Here is a 23,576-nt window from a genome sequence, read left to right on the forward strand (position 1 = left end):
ATTGTTTAAAAATTATTTTTTAAATTCAACAACATGTTTTTTTAGATTATAGAATGTTTTAATTCCATCATATTTTGCTGAAGTTCCTAATTCATCTTCAATTACTAATAAACGGTTATATTTTGCAATACGGTCACTACGTGACATACTTCCTGTTTTAATTTGTCCTGTATTTAATGCAACAGCTAAGTCAGCAATTGTTGTATCTTCTGTTTCCCCTGAACGGTGTGAAACAACAGCTGTTCATCCTGCTTTTTGTGCTAATTGAATTGTATCAATTGTTTCTGTTACAGTTCCAATTTGGTTTAATTTAATTAATACTGAGTTTGCTGCATTATGGGCAATTCCTTCAGCAGTAATTTTTGGGTTTGTAACAAATAAGTCATCCCCAACAATTTGGATTTTTGATCCCATTGTTTGTACTTGTAATTCAAATCCTTTTCAGTCAGCTTCTGCTAAGCCATCTTCAATTGAAATAATTGGGTATTTATCAACTAATTTATCTAAATATTTAACCATCTCTTCGGTCGAAATTGCTCATTCTTTTCCAGTCACTTTTTCAATTTTCTTGAAATGATATTTTTTATCTTCAAAATATAATTCTGATGAAGCACAATCCATTGCAATCATTACTCCTTCAGCTCCTGGTTGATATCCAGCTGTTTTAATTGCTTCAACAATTAATTCTAAGGCAACTTCGGCTGGAGTTTGAGCTTGAAATGCTTCTAAAGTTTGGTTTTTATATGCTCAAGCAAAGTTTGGGGCAAATCCCCCTTCATCACCAACGGCAGTAATATCACCTTTATCATGTAAAATTTTCTTTAAAGTATGGAAAATTTCAGCTGATCAACGTAATGCTTCTTTAAAAGTTGGTGCTCCAACTGGCATAATCATAAATTCTTGGAAATCAATTGCACTATCAGCATGTTCTCCACCATTAATAATATTTAACATTGGCACTGGTAATGTTTTAGCATTAACTCCCCCAAGATATTTATATAATGGTACTTCTAATTCATTAGCTGCCGCTTTTGCAACAGCCATTGAAACTCCTAGCATGGCATTTGCTCCTAAGTTTTTTTTGAAATCAGTTCCATCTAATTGAATCATTGTATTGTCAATGGCTACTTGATCACAAACTTCCATTCCAATCACAATATCAGCAATTTTTGTGTTAACATTTTCAACTGCTTTTAAAACACCTTTCCCAAAGTATCTTGCTTTATCACCATCACGTAATTCTAAAGCTTCACGGCTTCCTGTTGATGCTCCTGATGGAACCATTGCAGAACCATACCCACCAAATTCTGTTCAAACTTCAACTTGGACTGTTGGATTTCCTCGTGAATCTATGACTTCACGAGCATAAATATTTTCAATTTTTGACATTTCTATTTTTCTCCTTTTTAACCTAATAAATCTATTATATTCCTTGTCTTTCAAATAGTAAATAAGTTATTTAAAAAAAGCATTTTTTTAAATAACTTCGTCAAAAAAATAAAAAAGTTTAATTTAATTAAACTTTTATAATCATTTTTTAAAGATTTTAATATAACCCATTTTGACTAACTGACTAAGTAGACAGTAACTTATAATTATGGCAATTACAATTCCAATAAATGAATATGGTGGTGAAACCATGCTCATATTTGCTCCTAAAACTGTAAATGGTATTGTAAAGCCTATTGCACATAATAGTCCGGTCATGACATTAACTGGCCATGGTGAACGCGATTGAATAAATGGAATTTTTTCTGTTCGGAACATTTGAACAACTAAAATTTGTGTTAATAGTCCTTCGATAAATCATCCGGCATTAAACATTGCTATTGCTGATGGGTCATCAACATGATTTTTAACATCATAGCCAATATATAAAACAGCAAAGGTCACAATATCAAAAATTGATGATACTGGGCCGTTAATTAAGGCAAATGGTAAAAAGTCTTTTGTGGTTCAACGCTGGGGTTTTGCTAAAAAGCTACTATCAACCCGATCAAAGGCAATCGCAAATTGGGAAATATCATATAATAGATTTTGGAATAATAATTGAACTGGCATCATTGGGGTAAATGGTAATCATGCTGAAGCAACTAAAACACTAAAGACATTACCAAATTGCGAAGCAATGGTAATTTTGATATATTTTAAAATATTACCAAAGACTTTTCGCCCTTCAACGATTCCTTCTTCAATTACATTTAAAGATTTTTCTAATAAAATTAAGTCTGATGCTTCTTTAACAATATCAGTGGCATTATCAACTGAAATTGCCACATCACTTTGGCGAAGAACTGGGGCATCATTAATTCCATCCCCCATATAACCAACAACATGGTTATTCATTTTTAAAGCTTTAATAACTTCAACTTTTTGAATTGGTGTTAATTTAACAAAAATGTTATTTTTTTCAACAATTTTTGCTAACTGTTCAGGGGTCATTTTTTCAATTTCACTTCCTGAAATTACCCCTTTGATTTTTAAATTAATTCGTTTACAAATAGCGCGAGTTACTTGTTCATTATCCCCTGTTAAAATTTTCAAATCAACTCCATAATGGGCTAATGATTTAATCATTCCCGCGGCTGATGCTTTTGGTGTATCTAGAAAACTAGCAAATCCACAGAAAATTAATTCTCCTTCAGCGCTATCAATAAAATCATCAGTTTTAGCCTGTAAATTTTTGTATGCTAATCCTAAAACACGTAAACCTTGTGAATTTTGATCATCAACAGTACTTTTGATCTGACGCATCATACTATCATCTAATGGCACTATTTTACCTTGATATTCAACATACTTACATGTACTTAGAATTTCTTCAACAGCTCCTTTACTAATGACAATTGATTCATCGTAAGCTGTTTTAACAATTATTGTTAAGCGACGACGGTGAAAATCAAAAGGAATTTCATGAATTTTTTGATAAGCATTAGTTGTAATAGTTAAATTATTTTTATCAATATAATTTGTAATAGCTGAATCTAATGGATTACGAATTCCGGTTTGATAAAAGGCATTTAAATATAATAGTTTAAGCAAATGTTCATTATTTTTATTATCTAAAGTACGATAATCAACTAGTTCAATATTGTCATTTGTAATTGTCCCTGTTTTATCGGTACATAAAACATCAATTGCTCCTAAATTTTGAATTGCACTAAGATTTTTAGTAATAATTTTTTGCTGGCTTAATTTTTTTGAACCACGGGCTAAATTTGATGTAACAATCATTGGCAACATTTCTGGTGTTAACCCAACCGCTATTGAAATCGCAAAAACTAATGAAGTTGTTCAATCATTTTTTGTTAATCCATTTAAAACTAAAACAATTGGCACCATTACTAACATAAAAATAATTAATAAGAATGTTACTTTTTTAATTCCTTTGGCAAAACTAGTTTGCGGGCGGCGTTCAGAAATTGTTTCAGAAATTGATGAGAAATAAGTATTCTCTCCCGTAGCAACAACAACTCCTAAAGCATTTCCTGAAACAACAGTTGTTCCCATTAGACAAATATTTTCAAAATCAATAAAATTATTTGTTTCCTGATAAAGATCTTGTTTTTGAACTGGTAAAGATTCTCCTGTTAAACTTGACTGATTAATTAATAAGTTATTACTTAAAATAACTCGCACATCAGCTGGGATAACATCACCAGTTGCTAAATGAATTAAATCTCCTGGAACTAATTCATTCGCGCTCATCTCTGTTCCATATTTAATAAATTCAAACTCATTATTACGATTAATTTCATTTGTTGTTAAATATGGTTCGCGAATGACAATCGTTTTTTTACTAATAAACTTTGTTAATTTTTTTGCAATTAAATTACCACGAATTGTTTGAATGTAAGTAAATGTTCCACTTAATAAAATCATTCCTCCAACAATACAAGCTGCTACTAAATCAAAAATTGAAGGTTCATCTTCTGAAAAGTAACTATATAAACTGTAGGTAGTAATTAAAAGCAAAATGATATTAAACGGACTAAAATAACTTTTAAGAAATTCCCATCCCCAAGGAAACTTTTTTTCCTTAACTTCATTTTTACCATACTTGGCTTGACGATCTTGCACTTCTTTTTCGCTTAATCCATAACTGGCAATTTTAAATTCATTTAATAGTTCTTCTTGACTAGCTTTGGCATTTTTTCGAATTTGTTCTTCATAAGCATAAATATGCTTTTTCTTTTTATGTTTATGAAAGAAATTAGTTTTTCTCATATTTAATCTCCCTCTAGTACTTGATGTTCATCAGACTTTATAGGGAACCACAGAAAAATATTAGTTTACAACAACTAAAAAAGTGGTTTTACCGCAGTAACCTCTGAATCACATCAATTAATTAAATTAATGTCTGATAATTTCCTTTCGGAATAACCGGATACTACCATAAAACCACCTCCTTTAACACTTTTTTTATTTTAACAAAATTTAGAGGTTATTGCAACCATAATTTAAAGATTGATGGAATAAATTATGTGGTTGTTGAGGCATATTTTTAAATGCTTATTTTTGCATTATAAGCATTTAGAAGATGAATAGTCTTATTTACTTATATTTATTAAACCATTTTTAGTAAAAATTACAAGACAAAAAAGCACTAGTTTTATAAATTAGTTAATAATTTATTAAATTGCTAAATTAATATGTTAATTTTTACTAGTTAATGTATGTCGAACTGCCCTGGCAAATGCTCTGTTCTTTGATTTTAAAATTGGTACAGAACCTTGCTTTGGAATATATTCTTCATCAATATTGTTCTTTACTCAAATATTTTGAAAAAAATAATTCTTTCTAGCTTTAATTTCATCATTATAGTCATTGATAATAATTTCAATTGGATCTCATCCATTTACTTTGGCTATTCTCATACTTAACATATTGGAAAATGTTCTTTTACTATATGCCTTAACACTAAGACTTTAAAGATTTAACATTATGTGAAATTTGAGATTCAGTTTGTGAACCAATATAGTATTTTTTACTATAATTACTAATTCCTTCTTTGTTATTTTTAACATATTTTAAAAGTTCTTGAATTTGAGCATTTTTATGTCTTAAAAACACAAATTTATTTTGATAAAGTGGTGTTAATAAATCTTCAATGTATTTTATTAAATTAGTTACATCACCATTCTTAATAAATGCTTCCAAAGTCATAATATATTGCTCGCTTTTTAATTTCGACTGAATTTAAATAACCTTTTGTTTTTAGTTTAAACCTACGAAAACTAAAACATTGATGTAAATATTTTTTTAAATGAAATTCATCTAAAACAATATCAGAATGAAATTGAGATGCAATTGTTTTAATTCATGATGCACCATCCCCTAGAATAATAAGTTTTTTATTTTTTAATTCATAGTTTTCATTTAGAAACTTATACAATTTTTGATCATAATTGTGTAATTCATTTTTTCCTTTATCATTTAAAATCATAAATAATTTTTTATCTCTTAAAAATCTACGATTATTAATTGACTTTTTTTCATCAAAACCGGTATGGGCATACGCCATCCGGATTGTACTTTTACTAATTTCTTTCTTTCGTAATTTTTTGTTGTAATTAAAAATATTGGTGTACGTATCATCAACTCCCACATACAAATATTTTTCTTTGGACTTAATTTTTTCTTATCAAAATTAGCACAAAAATTATTATACTCTTACAAATTAATACTTCGATTAATGTTTGAAATTGTCATTAATGAAATTTCTGAATACTTATATTTATCTAAAATATCGCGGTAGCGTTTACCACTATCTAATTCTTTCAATATTTTAATATATAAGTCAAAGTGTAGTCGCTGATAAGGTTTACGGCCAATTTCAACATCTAACAAAAATGCATATTTATGTTTATACTCTTTTCGATCATAATATCGGAATCTTGTTCTTTCATAAGTAACTGGTCCTCATTCAATAATTAAAGTGGCTGGACGCTTACCATAAAGAATATATCCTTTATTATTATTTGAGTATTTTTTACGTAAATGTAAATCTAACTATTCATAGTACTCTTAAATAGCTTTTCTAGTTTTATTTTTAACTTCTTCTTCAAAATCTTCGAACATTTTAATTTGTTTAAAGATATTTTGGGAATAGTCATTTTGATACAAAGAAAAGTTAATACTATTTTGGTACATAATATTTTTTACCCCTATTCTGATTTGATTGAATCCTAATATTTTATTTTCTTTGATACATTCTGTAATCTATAATTATCTGTAAATAGTCATTTTTATCTTAACATAAAATAAAAAAATCCTATTTAATAAATAGGATTTAAAATTAAGAATTATCTAATTTTTTTTATGTCGACGGATAATAAACCAAGTTAGAAATATTCCTAAACCTACAATTGGTAATAAAATTATTGGCAATAATCATGATAGATATTTATGTTGGAAATTAACAACCAGATTATTTGGGTCAGGCGGAGTTGAAGGGTCTGGCGGAACAATTTCAGACTCAGGATCATTTATTAATGTATATTCTGAATAACCAGTTGTTTTATCACTTGTTGAAGCTGAATAAACAAATAGCTTTAAAGTTGAAACAGCAGTTTCTACCTTTAAAAATTCATTTAAAATGACATCTGATAAATCTCCTGGTGTATTTGCATGTGTTTCGGGATTTTCATCAGGAATTTTATTTGCTGAAATTCCATAGTCTTCGTTTAAATCAATACCATTATTTTTATAGCTAGCCATGTAATTTTCAACATCTTCATCAATTCAATTTCTTAATTGCTCAGCACTAAACTTAGAAAAATTATATTGATAATTTTTAAACTGAATTGCACTTAAATCACAACTAGTTTCTGGATTATAAGTTGAAGAATTACGGATTGACAAAAACGCGTTACCAATTAAAAGTGTTGAAGTAACTAAAGTATTAACTGAAACTGTTACAAATTGTAGATTATCCTTATTATTTAGCAAAGGTTCTAACCCGGATGCGTTAACTGTAATATCTTTACCATCAGGGGTTTTAATCTGATAATCAATTCCTAGAACAGCTTTATCAGTAAATTTGTTAATGTATCTTTTAACTTTATCAATAATTGCATCACGAATAGGATTAACTTCTTCTTCATTTAATTTTAAAACATCAATATTATCACTAATATCTTGGTAATTTTCTGGTTCTGGATTAGGTGGGATTCTTTGAACAATAACATTACTTTTATAGTCTTTTCAATATGTAGTGACATAAGAACATAAAAATTTTAACACCAACTGAAGCTGTGTTAAAATTTTTAAAAGAGTATCTCGTCTTAAATGTCTGTGGTACTTTACAAAAAATTTGGATTTAAATGTTTAATTTTATTTAAATTGTGCTTTAATACATAATAACTTTTTAAACTTATACATATAGCAAAAATAAATGTTTTCAAAAAATAAGTGCTTATTTTTTAATTAATTCATCAGAAAAAATAATATATATTAAAATAATTAATTTTATATATTATGTAATTCATAAATAATATTACTTTTACTTTTTACACCAAAAATATTGCCAGTTGCATTTTGAACAAAATGAGAAATTTTTTCATTGTAAACTTGTTCTGAATCTATGTACATGCCATCTTCATTCAAATGGTGAATATATTCGCCTCCACTTATTAATAAAATAATACCATTTTGTAATTTAAGAACATCAGTTACACCAACAAATCCGTAACTTAGTTCTTTTATTAATTCACCCTTCATATTTAATATAAAAAGTTTTTCATCAGCAACAGCAAAAAGTTTATCATCTTCTAATTTTATAAAAGATATTATTCGGCCAGCTGGTAATTTTGTAATTGGGTCATCACTAATCATTTTTCCAGATGAATTTAAATGATAAATATATCCAAACTCATCATTCGCTAAAACCAAATCATCTTTTACTTGAAAAAATGAATAAAAAGAAATATTACTATTATTTTTAATAATTTCAATAACTGAGCCATCTTCATTCAAATGATAAATCACATTTTTTTCATTTTCTCCATAATCAGGAATATATGAAGCTAAAATTGTATTATCTGATAATTGCATTAAGAAATTAAATTGTTTATTTTGAATCTTACAATCAGATAACTTTTTTTTAAGAGTTCCATCAGAATTCAACAAATAAAGTCCATTATTTGCTGCAACTAAAATAGTATTATTTTTTAAATAAATCATTTTTGCAATGTTAGTCACATCATTGATTGTAGTTACTTCGCTTTTAATTTTACCAATATTAGGATTAAAGATACGAAAAAAAACTTCAATTTTCTTATCATCAAAAATATAATCTTTACTATCTTTTTTAACTCTAATTAAAGATGATTTTTCTGTAATTGAGTCATTAAAAATTTCAATTTGCTCTAAATCCAATGAAGTGTTTTTCTCACCAACTTTATTTAAGATATTTTTTTCTTCTTTATTAATAACATCTCCAATATTTCGATTTATTAAAATTTCTGATAATAATTTTTTATTATTTTTAGTAAAATATATTTCTTCTTTAGAATTTGGCAAATAAATTGCACTATTCTCATTAGTAGTTATAACAGCCGAAATTATTTTTTCTGTGTTTAAACGAATATTACCAATTTTTATTTCGTGTAATAATAAATCACTGTTAAACTTTTTGACAATTTGTAATAATACTGATGGCTCATATGGACCTTCAGTCTCAGGTAATAAATTCGGAAAGTTAATTATTTTAAGATCTGTTGATAATGTTTTGTATTTAGGTATGAAAAAAACTTGTACAGAGGAGTCATATAAATATAAATTGCTTGAGGATTTTACTAAAACAGTAGCCGAAATAATAGTAATATCTTTAATATATAAGTCATCAACTTTTAAATTAGAATTTTTTTCCTTTGAGGCTGCTAAAATTGTTTCTTCACGATTATCTTTAATATTTCCCAGTTGGACACTCTTAAAATGTTCTGATAAATTAATCCGATTATTATTAACTGGTAAATCGTTGGAACCAGTTCTATTTTCTAGATTAATAAAATATCATCCTAAAGTTCCGCCAGCTGATATCAATAATAAAATAATGATCAAACCAATACTTAGAATCATCTTTTTAATTTTGCTCATACGTAATAAATGCTGATGATTTATCACGGCCAGTTGTCGATTAAAACTTTTTTGCAAAGAATATTCATTTTCATCAATTTGTTTTGTTACAATTGGCCCATTTTGTTCTTTTTTTACAACTAATAATTCATTAGTTTTCTTAATATTTTCAATTGTATCTTTTGATAATTTAACACTATTATTTATGATTTTAATTTTACTTAAGCCATCAGCATTATACAAAGTATCTCTAGAAAAAAAAACATATGAATCATTTTTACAAGAAATAAAAGCCAATGGAACAACCCCATTATCATCATTAATAGTTCTTTTTTTGTCTATATAACAAGAAAACAAAACTAAATTATTTAAATTACCTTTAAATCCATTAACTATTTTTTTAAAACTTTGTCTACACTCATAACACATGTTATTATAAAAAAATTTAACTTTATTTTCCATATTAATTTCCTCCGTATTATTGTATATAAAATTGTTATTATATATTTTACAAAAAAAATAAAAGAAAATCAAGTTTTCTTTTATTCCGTCCCTTAAAGATTGATCTGGCTTTGGTTTTACAAAATTGCCATGACTAAATGTTCAATTAAATGGTTCTTCAATTAAATTTTTTGACAACATTTCATATTTTTCATTTGATGATGAAATTTTATCAAAAATCATTTGAATAATATCACTTGTAAATTCATTACCTTCATTTAAAATTTAGTATTAATAATAATTGTCTCACCAGTTAATTCTGAGATATTTTCTTTATTATTAAAATTATTATTTTGTAATAAGTTGATAGATTGATATAGTGATGGAATTGATGCTGTGAATAAGCTTATCCCACCAAGTAATAAAAATAACATACTATACACTATTCCTTTATACACAGTCAAAATATTAATATAAAATTTTAAATATTTATCATACATTTTTTATTATACAAAAAATATCAACTAAAACAAATAAAAACACTAGAATAAATCTAGTGCCCTTATTTTATTAATGATTAAATATTTCATGATATTGTCGTTTTGTAATACGAGGTAATATTTCTTCTTGATATCCAACAAGCGAAAGATTATTTCATTTAACATAGCGGCAAACAACTGGTGTAATAACTGTAATTCAACAAATATTTAAAATGACAACTAAATGTAAATTACTAAATAAACCATGATATTTAAAACCAGTAATTAAAAACAACACTAATCCCTGTGAATAATCAAGTGGGGCATACATCCCAAGACCAAACATAATTACTCAATTAAATAAATTAATTGGTAAATACATAAGGCAATATAAGAATGGTGTCACAAACAAAAATAATAATTCTAATGGTCATAAATTACCCGTTAAAATTGTACTCCCTATAATTAAAATAATAATGCTAATTGTTGACAATCGATTTTCTTTTTTAGCAGTTAAAATTGATACAACCCCCATTGAAAATGCTAAAGAAAATGTTAAAGCATTTGTTTGATTATAATTAGCAGCTAAAATATCATTAATAGAACCTGAAGTAAATCATTCGGTAAATGGTGCTAATGTCCCTTTTGCATCAATTGGTAAATTACCAACTGATAGTAAATTTATTCATGTTAAATTACTAAATTTTTTATTACCAAATGACAGATGTTGTAAATATTCTCATACCCTATTTAATTCTTCACTTACTACATTATTTTGATTATATCAGTTATTGGTAAACTGACTTAGTTTTCAACCGTGTTGATTTGCAGCATGTATAAAGTGTGATAAAAAACTATCATATGAATACAGTGGTAAAAAAGCTCCCCCATTTTCAATTTGATCAAAGCCAAAAAACTTTATAAGCATCGAAATTAAACCAGCACCAATTAAATTACCAATATTATCACTGCTTATTAGAATGTTATTAAATAATAAAATAATTTCATTAAATCCAATAAAAAGTAATACATATAAAAAATCAAAAACAATAATAATAGGAATTAAAACTAGCGTTACAAAAGAGATTCCATTTAAAAATCCTATGTTCTTTGGTAATCGATATTCATGATATTTATTAAAAATATATGAAGATAAGACCCCCAAGATAAGACCCCCTACTAATGGTAATTTAAGATATATTAATCCAAAAATACTTGATAAATTAGCGGTGTTTAAATTAGTATAAAAAAATAGAAAACTTTTAAATTGAATATTTTTAACATCATAAGAATATTCAATAAAGAATTGTTGAAAACTAAAGAAAAATAATAACACAAAAAGACCTGTTATTATTGCTTTAATATTGTTAGTAATCGCAATAATTACTACTAAAAAGAAAATAACTCCTAAATTACTAAAAGTAATATTACCAATTGCCATTAAACCATTTCCTAATGATAATAAAATTGAAACTGAAGATAAATAAATTATTAATTTTCCAATTCCTGATAATAAGGAAACAATTGCTAGTAAAATAATCACTATTAATGATACTTTAATAAAACTACTATATAATTTTCGTTTTTTTTCTCTATTATAATTTTTACCTTTTTTTTGCTTACGTACTTTATAGATTCTTGAATAATCTATCATATTTATTTCAAATTTATATTTTTTTAGTTCCTAACTAAAAAAAACAATTTGTTCAAAATGGACATCATAAGAAAATACAGCTATTTGACTTACTCCATTTTGAACTACATAATTACCTGCTAATAATAATTTTTTACTATTTGCATCTACATACGCGCTAAAAGATAAATCAAATTTGGCATTAAAACCATCAAATTTTAATGTACTTAAATCATAACCATTTGGTAATGATAAATCTTTAGTATTAAAAGGTCTTGATAAATCATCTTCTTTTTTGTCTAAATATGCATCCATTTTAACTGTTGTATTTGAAAATGTAAATTTTGGATATTTTGCCACAAATTCATTTCAATTTGTCATAATTGGTGCAAGATCATAAGAAATTATTCCATCATTTACTTTACCATTTTTAACTTCAGATGAATATTCAAATGATCTTTTTTCCGAAAAATTTAAAGTTAATATTGCCTCTTCTGATTTAACACTATTATTTGTTGTTATTACATTTGCCAATGCAGGAACACTACTAAATGAGATAACAGCAGGCATTAAAAAAGTTAATATTTTTTTCATTTTATATTTCTCCTTTAATTTAATTGATTAAACTAATTAAATTATTTTAAATTATTATTATATCCTTGGTTTTTATCAATTTTGGCTATAAATGAATAGTCTAAAATAATTCTAACATAAATTATCAAAAAAATATTAATTAATTTTTTGATATTAGTTATAATAGTTATGATATATCGTGAAAAATTACGACCTCAGGAGGAAAAATGGAACAAAAACAACACCCAACAATCGTATCAGGAATTACAGCAACTGGGAATTTAACATTAGGAAATTATATTGGTGCTATTAAAAATTTTATTAATTTACAAGAAGATAATAATTTAATTATTTTTGTCGCTAATCTACATGCCATTACAATTCCAATTAGCAAAGAGGATTTACGCAAAAATATTAAAAGTATGGTGGCATTATATTATGCTTGTGGTCTTGATCCAGTTAAATCAACAATTTTTATTCAATCTGATGTCCTGGAACACACCCTATTAGGTCATATTTTATTATGTAATACTACTGTTGGTGAATTATCACGAATGACCCAATATAAAGATAAAGCAAATAAAATGAAAGCCGAAAATGGAACCGAATTTATTCCAACAGGATTATTAACTTATCCGGCATTAATGGCTGCTGATATTTTATTATATGATGCCGATTTAGTTCCTGTGGGACTTGATCAAAAACAACATATTGAATTAACGAGAAATTTAGCTGAGCGAATGAATAATAAATACCAAACAAATTTATTTAAGATTCCTGATGGTTTTATTCCCCCAATTGGGAATAAAATTATGGATTTACAAGACCCAACCAAAAAAATGAGTAAATCATCAAATAACCCAAAATCATTTATTGCCTTATTAGATTCACCAAATGAAATTATCAAAAAAATTAAAAGCGCTGTAACTGATTCAGAAGGGAAAATTTATTTTGACCCCGAGAAGAAACCAGGAATTAGTAATTTACTAGTAATTTATTCCGCTTTAAAAAATATTCCAATTCAAAGTGCAGTTGATGAATTAAAAGATTATGATTATGGACAATTTAAAACAATTGTTGCCCAAACAATTATTGAAACCTTAAATCCTCTGCAAGCAAAATATCATGAATTAATTAATAGTCCAGCAATTGATGATTTAATTACCACAGGGGCTCAAAAAGCACGTGAAATTGCTAGTAGAAAAATAATTAAAGTTAATAATGCCATTGGTTTAAACTATAAAAGAAAATAGCACGCAAGTGCTATTTTTATTTAACAAGATATTCTCCACTAATTTTTCATTCATAAATTTCCGTACCCTCACTTCTAACAATCAAAGTAAAAGTTTTTTTATTAGTTTGGGGTTTACTAGTATCTAAATTTTCAAACGCAAAAGTAAACGGTAAGGCAGTTAAATATTGATATAAATCATTAATATTAGTAATTTTAGTAATATTAACTAAATTAAAAGTAAAACTGGCATTATAAACTCCTGTTAATCAGTCTTTAATAATATCTTCTTCTCGAGCTGCAGTTTTAAATTCAAATGCAGGATTATTTTGAATTTCAGCAATTAAAAAGTTTTTTAAATCATTATTAATTTCATAATTTCAAAATACTCGACTATCTAAATTAAGGGAAATAAAAGATAAATCTCACTTTTCTTCTTCTCCATTTAAATCAAAAACAGATAAAGTTGTTTGTCCTGTTGTATAAGTACTAGTTGTTGTTTTTCCAATATACGAGAAAATTTCAACATCTTTATATAAAGATGGTGGTAATGGTAATAATTTCGGAGTAATTGCTAAATATAATTTTAAAATTACTTGGTTATTTGATAATTCAAAATTATTTACCTTTGTTTCATTGTTAATATCAAATGTAATAATTGGTTTACGCGTATGAGCTTCATGTTTTAACGAAAAAGAAGTAAAATCAGGTGTTACTTTATTATCTGTTCCCTGTTTCAAAGTAAAATTATATAGTCCTTCATCATAATCAACTACTTCTAAAAGATAATTATTGCTTAAAAAATTAGTAATTTCTGGTTCTAACCTTTGATCTTGCTGAGGGAAATAATGTTTAACGGCGGTTTGACAACTAATTGTTAAACTAACAGGCAAAATTGCAAAACTACAAGTAATTAAAAATAGTATTATTTTCCGCATCAGCATTATCATCCTTTATATATTGTATTTGTGATTAATTATAACATAAATATATTAACTTTCTTGCCAAATGAGATTATTTATTTAGGGCTATTAAATTTATTACTAAAATAACTTTTTACTAGAAAAAATGTCGGAAAAAATTTTAAATTAAAAAAATAAATGATAAAATAACTATAAATTACTAAGGAGGTAAAATATGCGACGAATTTGGATTAATTTAAATTTAAATTTTTTCTTAATAATTCTATTCCTAGTTTTTGCAACAATTTCATTTGCAATGACAAATTCATTAATCATGAAAGATACAACATGAGATTTAAGCACCTGGACTGACAAATATTTTTCACTAATAAATCAAACTTATGTGGTCAATTGAAAAGTTGGGGAAGTTATTACCCTATTAATGGCAACAATTAGTGGAGTTCTAGCCTTCATTGGTATTAATTTACATTTAATTTTTATGATTAAAGATAAAGAAATATCAATTGAAAATATTATCCTAACAGCAGTGACATGAATCTTTTTAGCAATTATTGTTGGATTCTATGTTACTCTTGTTTTTGATTTAACCAACTATAGTAGTTACTTAAATACAAATGTGATGCGTAGTGGTAATGTTTGGAAATTAAATTTTGCAATTCAAACATTCACTGACATACAAGCAGGAATCTTTGAAGTTATTGCCATTAGTTTTACAGCAGCTTTAATTTCTGGCTTTATTGGTTACTACGTTTATACTTCACGAAAATAAAATGTTGCATTAGCAACATTTTATTTTTTTGTTAAATTATAGGTATCTGTACAAATCATAATTTCTTCATCTGTACGAATTGCATAAATTGGTAAGATTGAACGCGTTGAAGAAATTAATTTTTCTGAATCATATTTCTTTTCATTTGCTATTGGGTCTAAATCAACTTTTAAGATTTTTAAATTATTAATAACCAATTGGCGCATTGCCGCTGAATTTTCACCAATTCCAGCTGTAAACACAATCGCATCAACTTCTCCATCAAGTTCGTTGGCATAAGCTAATAAATACTTTGCAATTCTTTTACTGCTCATTTTTAAAGCTAAGCGACTACGTTGATTTTCTTTACTTGATGCAAAAACATCACGCAAATCAGAAGAAACCCCTGAGATTCCTAATAAACCAGATTTTTTATTTAAAATATCGGTAATTGTTGCTAAATCTTGGCCCGTTTCTGTTGCAATATATTGATGAATTGATGGATCAATATCACCACTTCTTGTTCCCATAATTAAACCCTCCAATGGTGTTAAACCCATTGAAGTATCAAAACTTTTTCCTTTTTTAACAGCACACATTGATGCTCCATTTCCTAAATGACAAATGACAGCATTAACTTCCTCAACTGGTTTTTCTAAGATTTTTGCTAAATGGTTTGTTATATAGCGATATGAAATCCCGTGAAAACCATAGCGGCGAACTTGGTGATCAGTATATCATTCATAAGGTACTGAATATAAATAATTTTCTTCAGAAATTGTTGTATGAAATGATGTATCAAAGACCGCAACATTTGGAACAGCAATTATATTACGAAAAGCTTTGATTGCTGCAATCGCTGGGGGATTATGTAATGGCGCTAAGGTAATCATTTTTTTAATTTCCATAAAAACTTCATCAGTAATAATTGTTGATTGAGTAAATCGCTCACCACCATGAACAATACGGTGACCGATTCCTTTAATATCAGAAAAATCATTAATTACCTTGTGCTCTTTTAGTTTATTAATTAAGACTTTTGCCGTAGCACTATGGTCAGGCAATTGTTCTTCGGTTTCAAATTCTTCCCCTTTATATTTAATTGTAAAACGGCCATCCAAATAAATTCGTTCGGCTAAACCTTTGCAAATAACTTCAAAATCATTATTAGCATTAATTTTATAAAGTTGAAATTTCATTGAGCTGCTACCAGCGTTTATCACTAAAATCATTGTTGTTTTCTCTTACTTTCTATTACTTTTATTAATTTTTATTTTGATTATAAATATACATATATGCTGTAACAATAGTGGTAAAATAAATTTCTTCCCCCGTTGCTCCTCGTGAAAGGTCATTAACTGGCTTATCTAAACCAATAATAATTGGGCCAACTGCTTGATAACCCCCCATTCGTTGGGCAATTTTATAACCAATATTTGCCGCATTTAATGATGGAAAAACATAAATATCAGCACGATGAGTAATTGGTGAATTTGGTGCTTTAATCTTACGAATATTATCATCTCATGCCGCATCAAATTGAAATTCCCCATCAATTTGACAAGGTAAATTTTTTTCCAACACTAATTGATAAGCATTACGAACTTTATCAACTAATGGCCCTTTCCCTGAACCTTTTGTTGAAAATGACAATAATACTAAATTTGGATTAATAAAATTAAAGATTTGACTTGCTTCATATCCTAATTCCGCAATATCTGCTAATTCTTCACTGGAAGGATCAATATTTAATGATCCATCGGTGAAAATATATTTTTCTTCCCCACGTAACATTAAAAAGAATGATGATACTAATTTAATTCCTGGTTTTGGTTTAATAATTTTTAAAGCTGGGCCAAGAATATCTTTTGTATCATATTCGATTCCCCCAACCATCCCTTGGGCTTTATCTAATTTAACTCATAAAACCGCTAAATAATTACATTCTGTAACTAACCTTTGTGCTTCTGACAAAGTTAATTTTCCGTTTCGTAATTCAACTAAATAATTTGCTAATGCCGCTAAATCTTGTTCTTCAACAACAACAACTTCTAACTTTTTATTTTCCAAAATTTCTGTTGAAATTTCAGCTCTTGTTTTAAAAACTAAAACGGGAATAATTTTTGTATTTGCAAATTTTGGTAAGATTTCTTGAATCCGTTTTGATTTTCCTTCTGGAAAAACAATTCGAATTGTTTCATTTTGTTCATTAATTTTTGCTACAATGTTTTCTAACATAAATAAAATCCTTTCATTACATTTTTTTGCTTAACGATTTCATAATACGGGCATTATGTGACCTATTTAATTTATAATGGTTTAATTATATTCTATTTTTAGCAATTTTTGCTAAAATCTCACCAAATGGCAAAAAAAATTTTTACCAAAATTATTTCTTTGTTTTCGCTATAATTATTATAAAGGAGGGAAAATATGCAATCAAACCGAAAACATTTAGTTATTATTACAGGAGCTTCATCAGGGATTGGGGCTGCTTGTGCAAAACTTTTTAGTGCCCACGGTTATCCCTTATTACTAATTGCCCGTCGCAAAGAAATTTTAGAAAGTTATCATTTGCCTAATACAATTTGTGCGCAAGGTAATGTTAACAACTTTCAGCAATTTAAAGCTGCTGTTGAACAAGCCGAGGCAGTTTATGGACCTGCAGATCTGTTGATTAATAACGCTGGGATTATGGCTTTAGACTATTTTATAGACTTAACTTTAGATCAACAATATGAAATGATTGAAACAAACTTAAAAGGAGTAATTAATGGCATAAATCTCGTTTTACCACAAATGAAAAAAGTCCATCATGGAACTATTATTAATATTTCATCCGTTGCTGGACGTTATACATCGGAAACTAGAAGCATATATAACGCCACAAAGTTTGGAGTTCATGCATTATCTGAAAGTGTTCGTAAGGAGGTCGCACCAGATAATGTCCGTGTGCTTTTATTTGCCCCTGGAATTATTGATACCAATTTATTAACTTCAGTTAAAAATGAAACAATTTTAAAAGATTATCAAAAAGTTAAGGCAACTATTGACCAAGGATTAACAGCCCAAGAAGCGGCGGAAATTATTCTTTATACTTATCAATTACCTCAACATATCGCTTTAAAAGAAATTTTATTATCTCATACGAAACAAAAAATCTAACGAATTAATCGTTAGATTTTTTGTTTCTAAATTGTTGTAATAAGGTTAAATCAATTGGCTCATTCCAACTTTGGTTAAAGCGAACAGCACTACCAACATGAATTGCATCAACAACTGGTAAAACTGTTTGAAAATTAGTTAAATTAACCCCACTTCCCCCTTGGATTTGAACCCCATTACCCTTGATTTCCTTAAAAGTTGTCAAGTTTGCCAAAATTGGTGTTTCACCCCCTTGGGTTAAAACTGTTTTCACACCAAGGTTCTTTAATTGTATGATTGCTTGTTTTTTATCTTTAATTAAATCAAAAGCCCGGTGAAATGTTACATTTAACGGATAGGATAAATTAATCAATTCTTGCATTCGCGCAATGTCAATTTCATTCGTGGCAGTTAAAATTCCAATTACAATCCCATCAGCGTTCGTCGTTTTAATGAACTCAATATCTTTTTTGATCTGTTCATACTCTCACGCTGGGCAATAAAAATTTTTATCACTATGACGAACTATGACACGGATTGGCAAATTAACTTTGGCACAACACTCCTTAATAACTTCATAATCAGGTGTATAACCGCCATGTTCTAAATTAGCACATAATTCAATGCGATTTACATTTCCTGCTAAGGAAATTGTTTCACAATCCTCTAAACTTGTTCCAATTACTTCTAAAAACATTATAATTCACCTTGCTTTCTAATTAGCTTGATTCGATTAATAATCCCATTAATTTTATCTTGATATGTTCCTAATCGAATATTAACCAATAAGATATTGCCTTCTAGTAATGCTTCATGATGGTCTTGATATGTTCCGGCAAAAGCTGTTAAACTAATTTCACTACTTTCATCATAACAATCTAAAAAAGCCATCTGTCTATTATTCTTATCACTAATAACCCGAATTCTTCGAATCGTTATTAATATATTTGTTGTTCCTTGTGCTAATGTCAAATTTTTAATTAACGTTGTTTTATTTTGATAACCTTCTTTTTCCCGAATATACTTTAAAGGATGATTTGATAAATAAAATCCTAAGCACTCATATTCTTTTTCAATTATAAAAACTTCATCATCACGAACATTAACTAATGTTGGCTGTTCAGCAAGGCTTTGATCAACGATTAAACTTTCCCGTTGTTCTTCAACTTTAATTAATTCTAAATAATTAACAATTGTTTGATAATTATTAAACATCGTTGTACGACTTAATTTAAAACAATCTAAAGCCCCTGAAAAAACTAGCATTTCATATGTTTTACGATTTAATCCTTTTTTGTACAAGCGAATAAATAAATCATAAATATCTTTAAATGGACCATTACTATTAAATTCCGATAAAATTTTATTAAAAAAGGCATATCCAATTTGTTTAATTACTAATAATGGTAAGTGAATATTTACCCCCATTGTTCGATAACGATCAGCTGGGAAATTTATTGCGGGGGCAATAATTTTCAAATTATTTTGACGAGCTAACGCTAAATAATCATTGGTTTTAACTTCATCACCAATAACATTGCTTAATAAAGATGCTAAAAATTGGGATGGATAATTGGCTTTTAGATATGCCATTTGATATCCTAATAATGAATATGCCACAGCATGACTACGATTAAAACCATATTCGGCAAACTTAGCAATTAAATTTCAAATTTCTTGCGCAGTTATTAAAGTGTAACTATTTTTAACAGCTTCTTGCATAAATTCTGTTTGCATTAGGTTCATAATTTTTGCATCTTTTTTTCCCATTGCCCGGCGTAAAACATCTGCTTTTGCTAAACTAAAATTAGCAACTAATTGTGCAATTAACATTACTTGCTCTTGATAGACAATAATCCCATATGTTGGAGCTAAAATATCTGCTAATCGCTGGTCCAAATAATTAATTGGTGCTTGTTTTTTCTTACGTTGAATAAACAAAGGAATATTTTCTTGTGGTCCTGGACGATATAATGAAGAGGTTGCAACAATATCTTCTAATTTATCAGGTTGCATTTCAATTAGAACTTTAGTCATTCCCGGCGATTCTAACTGAAAAATTCCTTTTGTATCACCCGTTGCTAATAAGGCAAAAGTTTTTGAATCATTCAAGGGAATTTTTTCTATCGCAACATGTTGGCCTAATCCCGTTGCTACTTCGTCAATAATATTATGTAAAATCGTTAAATTTCGCAATCCCAATAAATCCATTTTTAGTAAACCTAAATCTTCTAGATAATTCATTGAATATTGAGTTTGAAAAATACCATTATAACCTTCTTTAATTGGAATAATTGTTTGGAGCCTTTGATTAGTTAAAATAACCCCTGCCGCATGCGTTCCCGTTTGCCGGGGTAACCCAATTAATTCTTTTAAGTACAAAAACAATTGTGGATATTTTTTTTGAAAAAAACTTAGAGCATTATTACTTTGCATTGCTAAATCATAATCAAAGTTTGCTTCAATTTTAACTGCTTTACTCATTTTATCAGCCTCATCCAACGGGATTTCAAAAATTCGGGATAAATCTCGCAAGGCCATTTTCATCCCAATTGTTTGAAAAGTTACAATATGGGCAACATGATCAACCCCATATTTCTCAAACAAATATTCTACTACCATTTCCCGTTTATCATCTTGAAAATCAATGTCAATATCTGGCAAGCCATTTCGTTCAGGATTTAAAAAACGTTCAAACAACAAATTATATTCCAAGGGATCAATTGCGGTAATGTCTAATAAGTAACTAACTAAACTCCCGGCGGCACTTCCTCGTCCTGGTCCAACATAAATATTATTTTTTTTCGCAAAAGCAACATAATCTCAAACAATTAAAAAATAATCATTAAAGCCCATTTTATTAATAACATCTAATTCATATAATAAACGATCAAGATATTTTTGCGAAACCACTTTTCCTTTTTTAAATTCTAATCCTTGTTTACAAAGGGCTTTTAAATATTCGCGCGCACTAATGTTTTCAGGGGTTGGAAATTGTAATAAATTATCAACAACTGTTCCCTTTGCTAACGAATATTGTTCAATATCAGCGATAAATTTAACAATATTTTCAAAATAAACTGTGTATTCTTTAATAACCTTCGTTCAGGCATAATTATCGCTTAAACGGTTATCTTTAAATAATGTTTGAGTTTTAATTGCATCAATCATTTTAAAAGCGGTAAAATTATCCGAAGTAAAATACTGAATTTTATTATTTCAAATAATTTGGTCTGCGGGCATAATTTTTTGGAAAGTTTCTAACAATGTTAAATTATTATTATTTAATCCTAAATATAAATTATTAGAATTTTCTAACTGTGTTTGTAGAAAAGTAAATAATTGTGAATCATAGTTATCGCTAGTATAATTAACAATAATTTTAAGACCTGTTTTAAAATATTGTAAAATATCAACTAATTGAATTTTATTGATTTTTTCATTATTGGCCAGAATTGTTGAAGAAATCTCAACCAAATTAAAATAGCCTTTTTGATTTACGGCAAAAAGATTTAAATTATAGGATTTGTCATTATAAATTAAATTAACATTTAATCCTAAAATTGGCTTAATATTATTTTTCTGGCATAAAGCATGAAATTCATAAACCCCAAACATATTACTGTCGCAAATTGCCAAGTTTTTTAAATTATTGTTTTTAGCAAAGGATAAGTAATTTTCTAATGTAATTAATGAAGATAAAAGGCTATAGCTTGTCCGAACATTTAAATGGGTTATCAACATTATCACATCACTTTCTAATCATATTTTAACAAAAATAATTTAAAAATCCTTTACAGGATTTTATTTACCTCCAAATTTGATAATAATGATTGTAATCATTGTAATAATTAAGATTGCCAAAATCATAAAAAAGATATACTTAAAAAAGCGGTTTTTCTTTTTTTGAGGAGCTTCTTTTAGTAGTTCTTGCTCTAAATCAATTGCATTTTCATTATAAAAATTATTATTGGCCATTTTAATGACTTTAATATTATCATCTTTAAAATCTTTGACAATTGAATAATCATCATCAATAATTATTGTTTCTTCTAATAAATTAGTTTTACTTTGCTCAATAATTTTATCTAGTGCTTGTTCAGAGTGTTTTTGTTTTTTTGAGAAATTAATTTTCTTCATATATTTCATCTCCCTTAATGACATAAGTTACAATATGTTTCTCAATAATTACATTTATTATATCTTCTCATAATAAATTTTTTTCTTGGAATTCAGCTGAACGTAAGCGTGGTTTTGTGACCGGGTTTTTTGGGACAAATAAACTACAACAATCTTCAAAAGGCAAAATTGATGTTGTATAAGTATCAATCTGTTCAGAAATACTAATAATTTCATTTTTGTCATAACACAGCACTGGACGTAAAACAGCCATTTGTGCAACAGCATTAATAACATTAATGCTTTCAATTGTTTGGGAAGCAACTTGTCCTAATGATTCTCCCGTAATTATCGCCTGACTCTTATTATGGCGTGCAATAATGTTAGCAATTCGGTAAAACATCCGACGCATAATTGTAATTCGATATGAACTATCAGGAATATGCATTAACTCATGTTGTAACATTGAAAAATTAACAACATGTAAACGTTGTGTTTTTGTCCCCGCATATGGTAATAATTTTTGAACTAATGTTTTAACCTTTTCTAATGCTTCAGGCCCAGTATGGGGTGGTGTTGTAAAGTGTAAATATTCAACCGCCATTCCACGTTTCATCATTAAATAAGCTGCAACTGGGGAGTCAATTCCCCCTGATAACATTACCATTCCTTTCCCTGATACCCCAACTGGTAAACCACCAAGGGCTTTAATTCTTTTAATAAATAAATAGGTAAAATCACGGCGAACTTCAATATCAATTTGCATTTCAGGATCATGGACATCTACTTTAACCTCAGTATTTTTTAAAATAATTGGTGCCAAATATTGTTTAATTTCTGTTGAATTTTTGGGAAATGTTTTATCACTACGACGAGCTTCTAACTTAAAAGTTTTTGGCTTGTAGTATTTAACGATTTCAACAGCCATAGCCCCAACAACATCTAAATCTTTTGCTAATTTTTTAGCAAACGAAAGCGATGAAATTCCATAAATCTGTTGCATTAAAGCTAAAATTTCTTCAGCATATGAGGGTTCTAAAATTTCTATAAATAAGCGATCAAATTGTTTATCAATTTGATAAAATCCCTGATATTTTTCTAATCTATTTTTAATGTTTTTAACTAAAACGTTAATAAAATCATTACGATTTTTTCCTTTAATTGTTAATTCACCATAGCGAACTAAGATGACGTCAAAATTCATGCT

20 protein-coding genes and 1 pseudogene are annotated in these 23,576 nt (G+C 27.7%); 3 read left to right on the top strand and 18 right to left on the bottom strand.

Translation table 4 applies throughout. The features are described 5' to 3' along the window. Nucleotides 1-12: 12 nt before the first annotated feature. From eno to SCHRY_RS03785, 11 genes and pseudogenes are all read right to left on the bottom strand, one after another. A complete protein-coding gene (gene eno, locus SCHRY_RS03755) occupies nt 13-1,389 on the bottom strand; it encodes a phosphopyruvate hydratase (protein WP_016339142.1) in 1,377 nt (458 codons plus the stop codon). Between the two features lie 135 nt (nt 1,390-1,524). Beyond that, complete coding sequence (gene mgtA / locus SCHRY_RS03760; protein ID WP_016339143.1) at nt 1,525-4,227, bottom strand: magnesium-translocating P-type ATPase; 2,703 nt, start codon at nt 4,225-4,227, stop codon at nt 1,525-1,527. 428 nt (nt 4,228-4,655) lie between these two features. Next, the gene (locus tag SCHRY_RS05580) at nt 4,656-4,886 is read right to left on the bottom strand and encodes a hypothetical protein (protein WP_016339144.1); all 231 of its coding nucleotides are present in this window, start codon (nt 4,884-4,886) and stop codon (nt 4,656-4,658) included. A 34-nt stretch (nt 4,887-4,920) separates the two neighbouring features. Then, a complete protein-coding gene (locus SCHRY_RS05585) occupies nt 4,921-5,166 on the bottom strand; it encodes a hypothetical protein (protein WP_016339145.1) in 246 nt (81 codons plus the stop codon). Continuing rightward, a complete protein-coding gene (locus SCHRY_RS05590; RefSeq protein WP_016339146.1) occupies nt 5,144-5,608 on the bottom strand; it encodes a UPF0236 family transposase-like protein in 465 nt (154 codons plus the stop codon). Before SCHRY_RS05590 ends, SCHRY_RS05585 begins: the two co-directional genes overlap by 23 nt. 65 nt (nt 5,609-5,673) lie before the next feature. Further along, nucleotides 5,674-5,850, bottom strand: a complete 177-nt coding sequence (locus SCHRY_RS05595; RefSeq protein WP_236607983.1) for a hypothetical protein — start codon at nt 5,848-5,850, stop codon at nt 5,674-5,676. A gap of 177 nt (nt 5,851-6,027) precedes the next feature. Beyond that, entirely contained in the window at nt 6,028-6,153 is a 126-nt protein-coding gene (locus tag SCHRY_RS05630) for a hypothetical protein (RefSeq protein WP_269077126.1), read from the bottom strand. A 156-nt stretch (nt 6,154-6,309) separates the two neighbouring features. After that, a pseudogene (locus SCHRY_RS03770) lies at nt 6,310-7,221 on the bottom strand (Mbov_0399 family ICE element protein); the annotation flags it as partial. A 249-nt stretch (nt 7,222-7,470) separates the two neighbouring features. Beyond that, nucleotides 7,471-9,762, bottom strand: coding sequence for a hypothetical protein (locus SCHRY_RS05480; RefSeq protein ID WP_016339148.1), 2,292 nt, complete (start codon nt 9,760-9,762; stop codon nt 7,471-7,473). A gap of 327 nt (nt 9,763-10,089) precedes the next feature. Beyond that, entirely contained in the window at nt 10,090-11,652 is a 1,563-nt protein-coding gene (locus SCHRY_RS03780; RefSeq protein WP_016339150.1) for a PTS system protein, read from the bottom strand. A gap of 30 nt (nt 11,653-11,682) precedes the next feature. Next, the gene (locus SCHRY_RS03785; protein WP_016339151.1) at nt 11,683-12,225 is read right to left on the bottom strand and encodes a hypothetical protein; all 543 of its coding nucleotides are present in this window, start codon (nt 12,223-12,225) and stop codon (nt 11,683-11,685) included. Nucleotides 12,226-12,431: 206 nt separating this feature from the next. Between SCHRY_RS03785 and trpS the strand changes: the two genes are divergently transcribed. Further along, on the top strand, nt 12,432-13,457 hold the full coding sequence (gene trpS / locus SCHRY_RS03790; protein ID WP_016339152.1) for a tryptophan--tRNA ligase: 1,026 nt from the start codon (nt 12,432-12,434) through the stop codon (nt 13,455-13,457). A 16-nt stretch (nt 13,458-13,473) separates the two neighbouring features. On the opposite strand, the gene SCHRY_RS03795 is transcribed toward trpS, so the two are convergent. Next, nucleotides 13,474-14,373, bottom strand: coding sequence for a hypothetical protein (locus tag SCHRY_RS03795; protein ID WP_236607984.1), 900 nt, complete (start codon nt 14,371-14,373; stop codon nt 13,474-13,476). A gap of 199 nt (nt 14,374-14,572) precedes the next feature. On the opposite strand from SCHRY_RS03795, the gene SCHRY_RS03800 reads away from it, so the two are divergent. Beyond that, nucleotides 14,573-15,127, top strand: a complete 555-nt coding sequence (locus SCHRY_RS03800) for a hypothetical protein (RefSeq protein WP_016339154.1) — start codon at nt 14,573-14,575, stop codon at nt 15,125-15,127. 20 nt (nt 15,128-15,147) lie between these two features. On the opposite strand, the gene SCHRY_RS03805 is transcribed toward SCHRY_RS03800, so the two are convergent. Both SCHRY_RS03805 and SCHRY_RS03810 read right to left on the bottom strand, forming a co-directional pair. Then, nucleotides 15,148-16,338, bottom strand: a complete 1,191-nt coding sequence (locus SCHRY_RS03805; protein ID WP_041611887.1) for an acetate kinase — start codon at nt 16,336-16,338, stop codon at nt 15,148-15,150. 31 nt (nt 16,339-16,369) lie between these two features. Continuing rightward, entirely contained in the window at nt 16,370-17,344 is a 975-nt protein-coding gene (locus SCHRY_RS03810; RefSeq protein WP_016339156.1) for a phosphotransacetylase, read from the bottom strand. 195 nt (nt 17,345-17,539) lie between these two features. Between SCHRY_RS03810 and SCHRY_RS03815 the strand changes: the two genes are divergently transcribed. Beyond that, on the top strand, nt 17,540-18,271 hold the full coding sequence (locus tag SCHRY_RS03815; RefSeq protein WP_016339157.1) for an SDR family oxidoreductase: 732 nt from the start codon (nt 17,540-17,542) through the stop codon (nt 18,269-18,271). A 4-nt stretch (nt 18,272-18,275) separates the two neighbouring features. On the opposite strand, the gene SCHRY_RS03820 is transcribed toward SCHRY_RS03815, so the two are convergent. From SCHRY_RS03820 to thiI, 4 genes are read right to left on the bottom strand one after another with little or no spacing between them, the layout of a single operon-like run. Further along, nucleotides 18,276-18,947 carry a copper homeostasis protein CutC gene (locus tag SCHRY_RS03820; protein WP_016339158.1) on the bottom strand — a complete coding sequence of 224 codons (672 nt, stop codon included), beginning with the start codon at nt 18,945-18,947 and terminating at the stop codon, nt 18,276-18,278. Beyond that, complete coding sequence (locus SCHRY_RS03825; RefSeq protein WP_016339159.1) at nt 18,947-21,994, bottom strand: DNA polymerase III subunit alpha; 3,048 nt, start codon at nt 21,992-21,994, stop codon at nt 18,947-18,949. Before SCHRY_RS03825 ends, SCHRY_RS03820 begins: the two co-directional genes overlap by 1 nt. 60 nt (nt 21,995-22,054) lie before the next feature. Continuing rightward, complete coding sequence (locus tag SCHRY_RS03830) at nt 22,055-22,390, bottom strand: hypothetical protein (protein WP_016339160.1); 336 nt, start codon at nt 22,388-22,390, stop codon at nt 22,055-22,057. After that, on the bottom strand, nt 22,377-23,573 hold the full coding sequence (gene thiI / locus SCHRY_RS03835) for a tRNA uracil 4-sulfurtransferase ThiI (protein WP_016339161.1): 1,197 nt from the start codon (nt 23,571-23,573) through the stop codon (nt 22,377-22,379). The genes SCHRY_RS03830 and thiI overlap by 14 nt, the downstream gene beginning before the upstream one ends. Nucleotides 23,574-23,576: the final 3 nt, after the last annotated feature.

The organism is Spiroplasma chrysopicola DF-1 (genome assembly GCF_000400935.1).
Taxonomy (GTDB): domain Bacteria; phylum Bacillota_I; class Bacilli_A; order Mycoplasmatales; family Mycoplasmataceae; genus Spiroplasma; species Spiroplasma chrysopicola.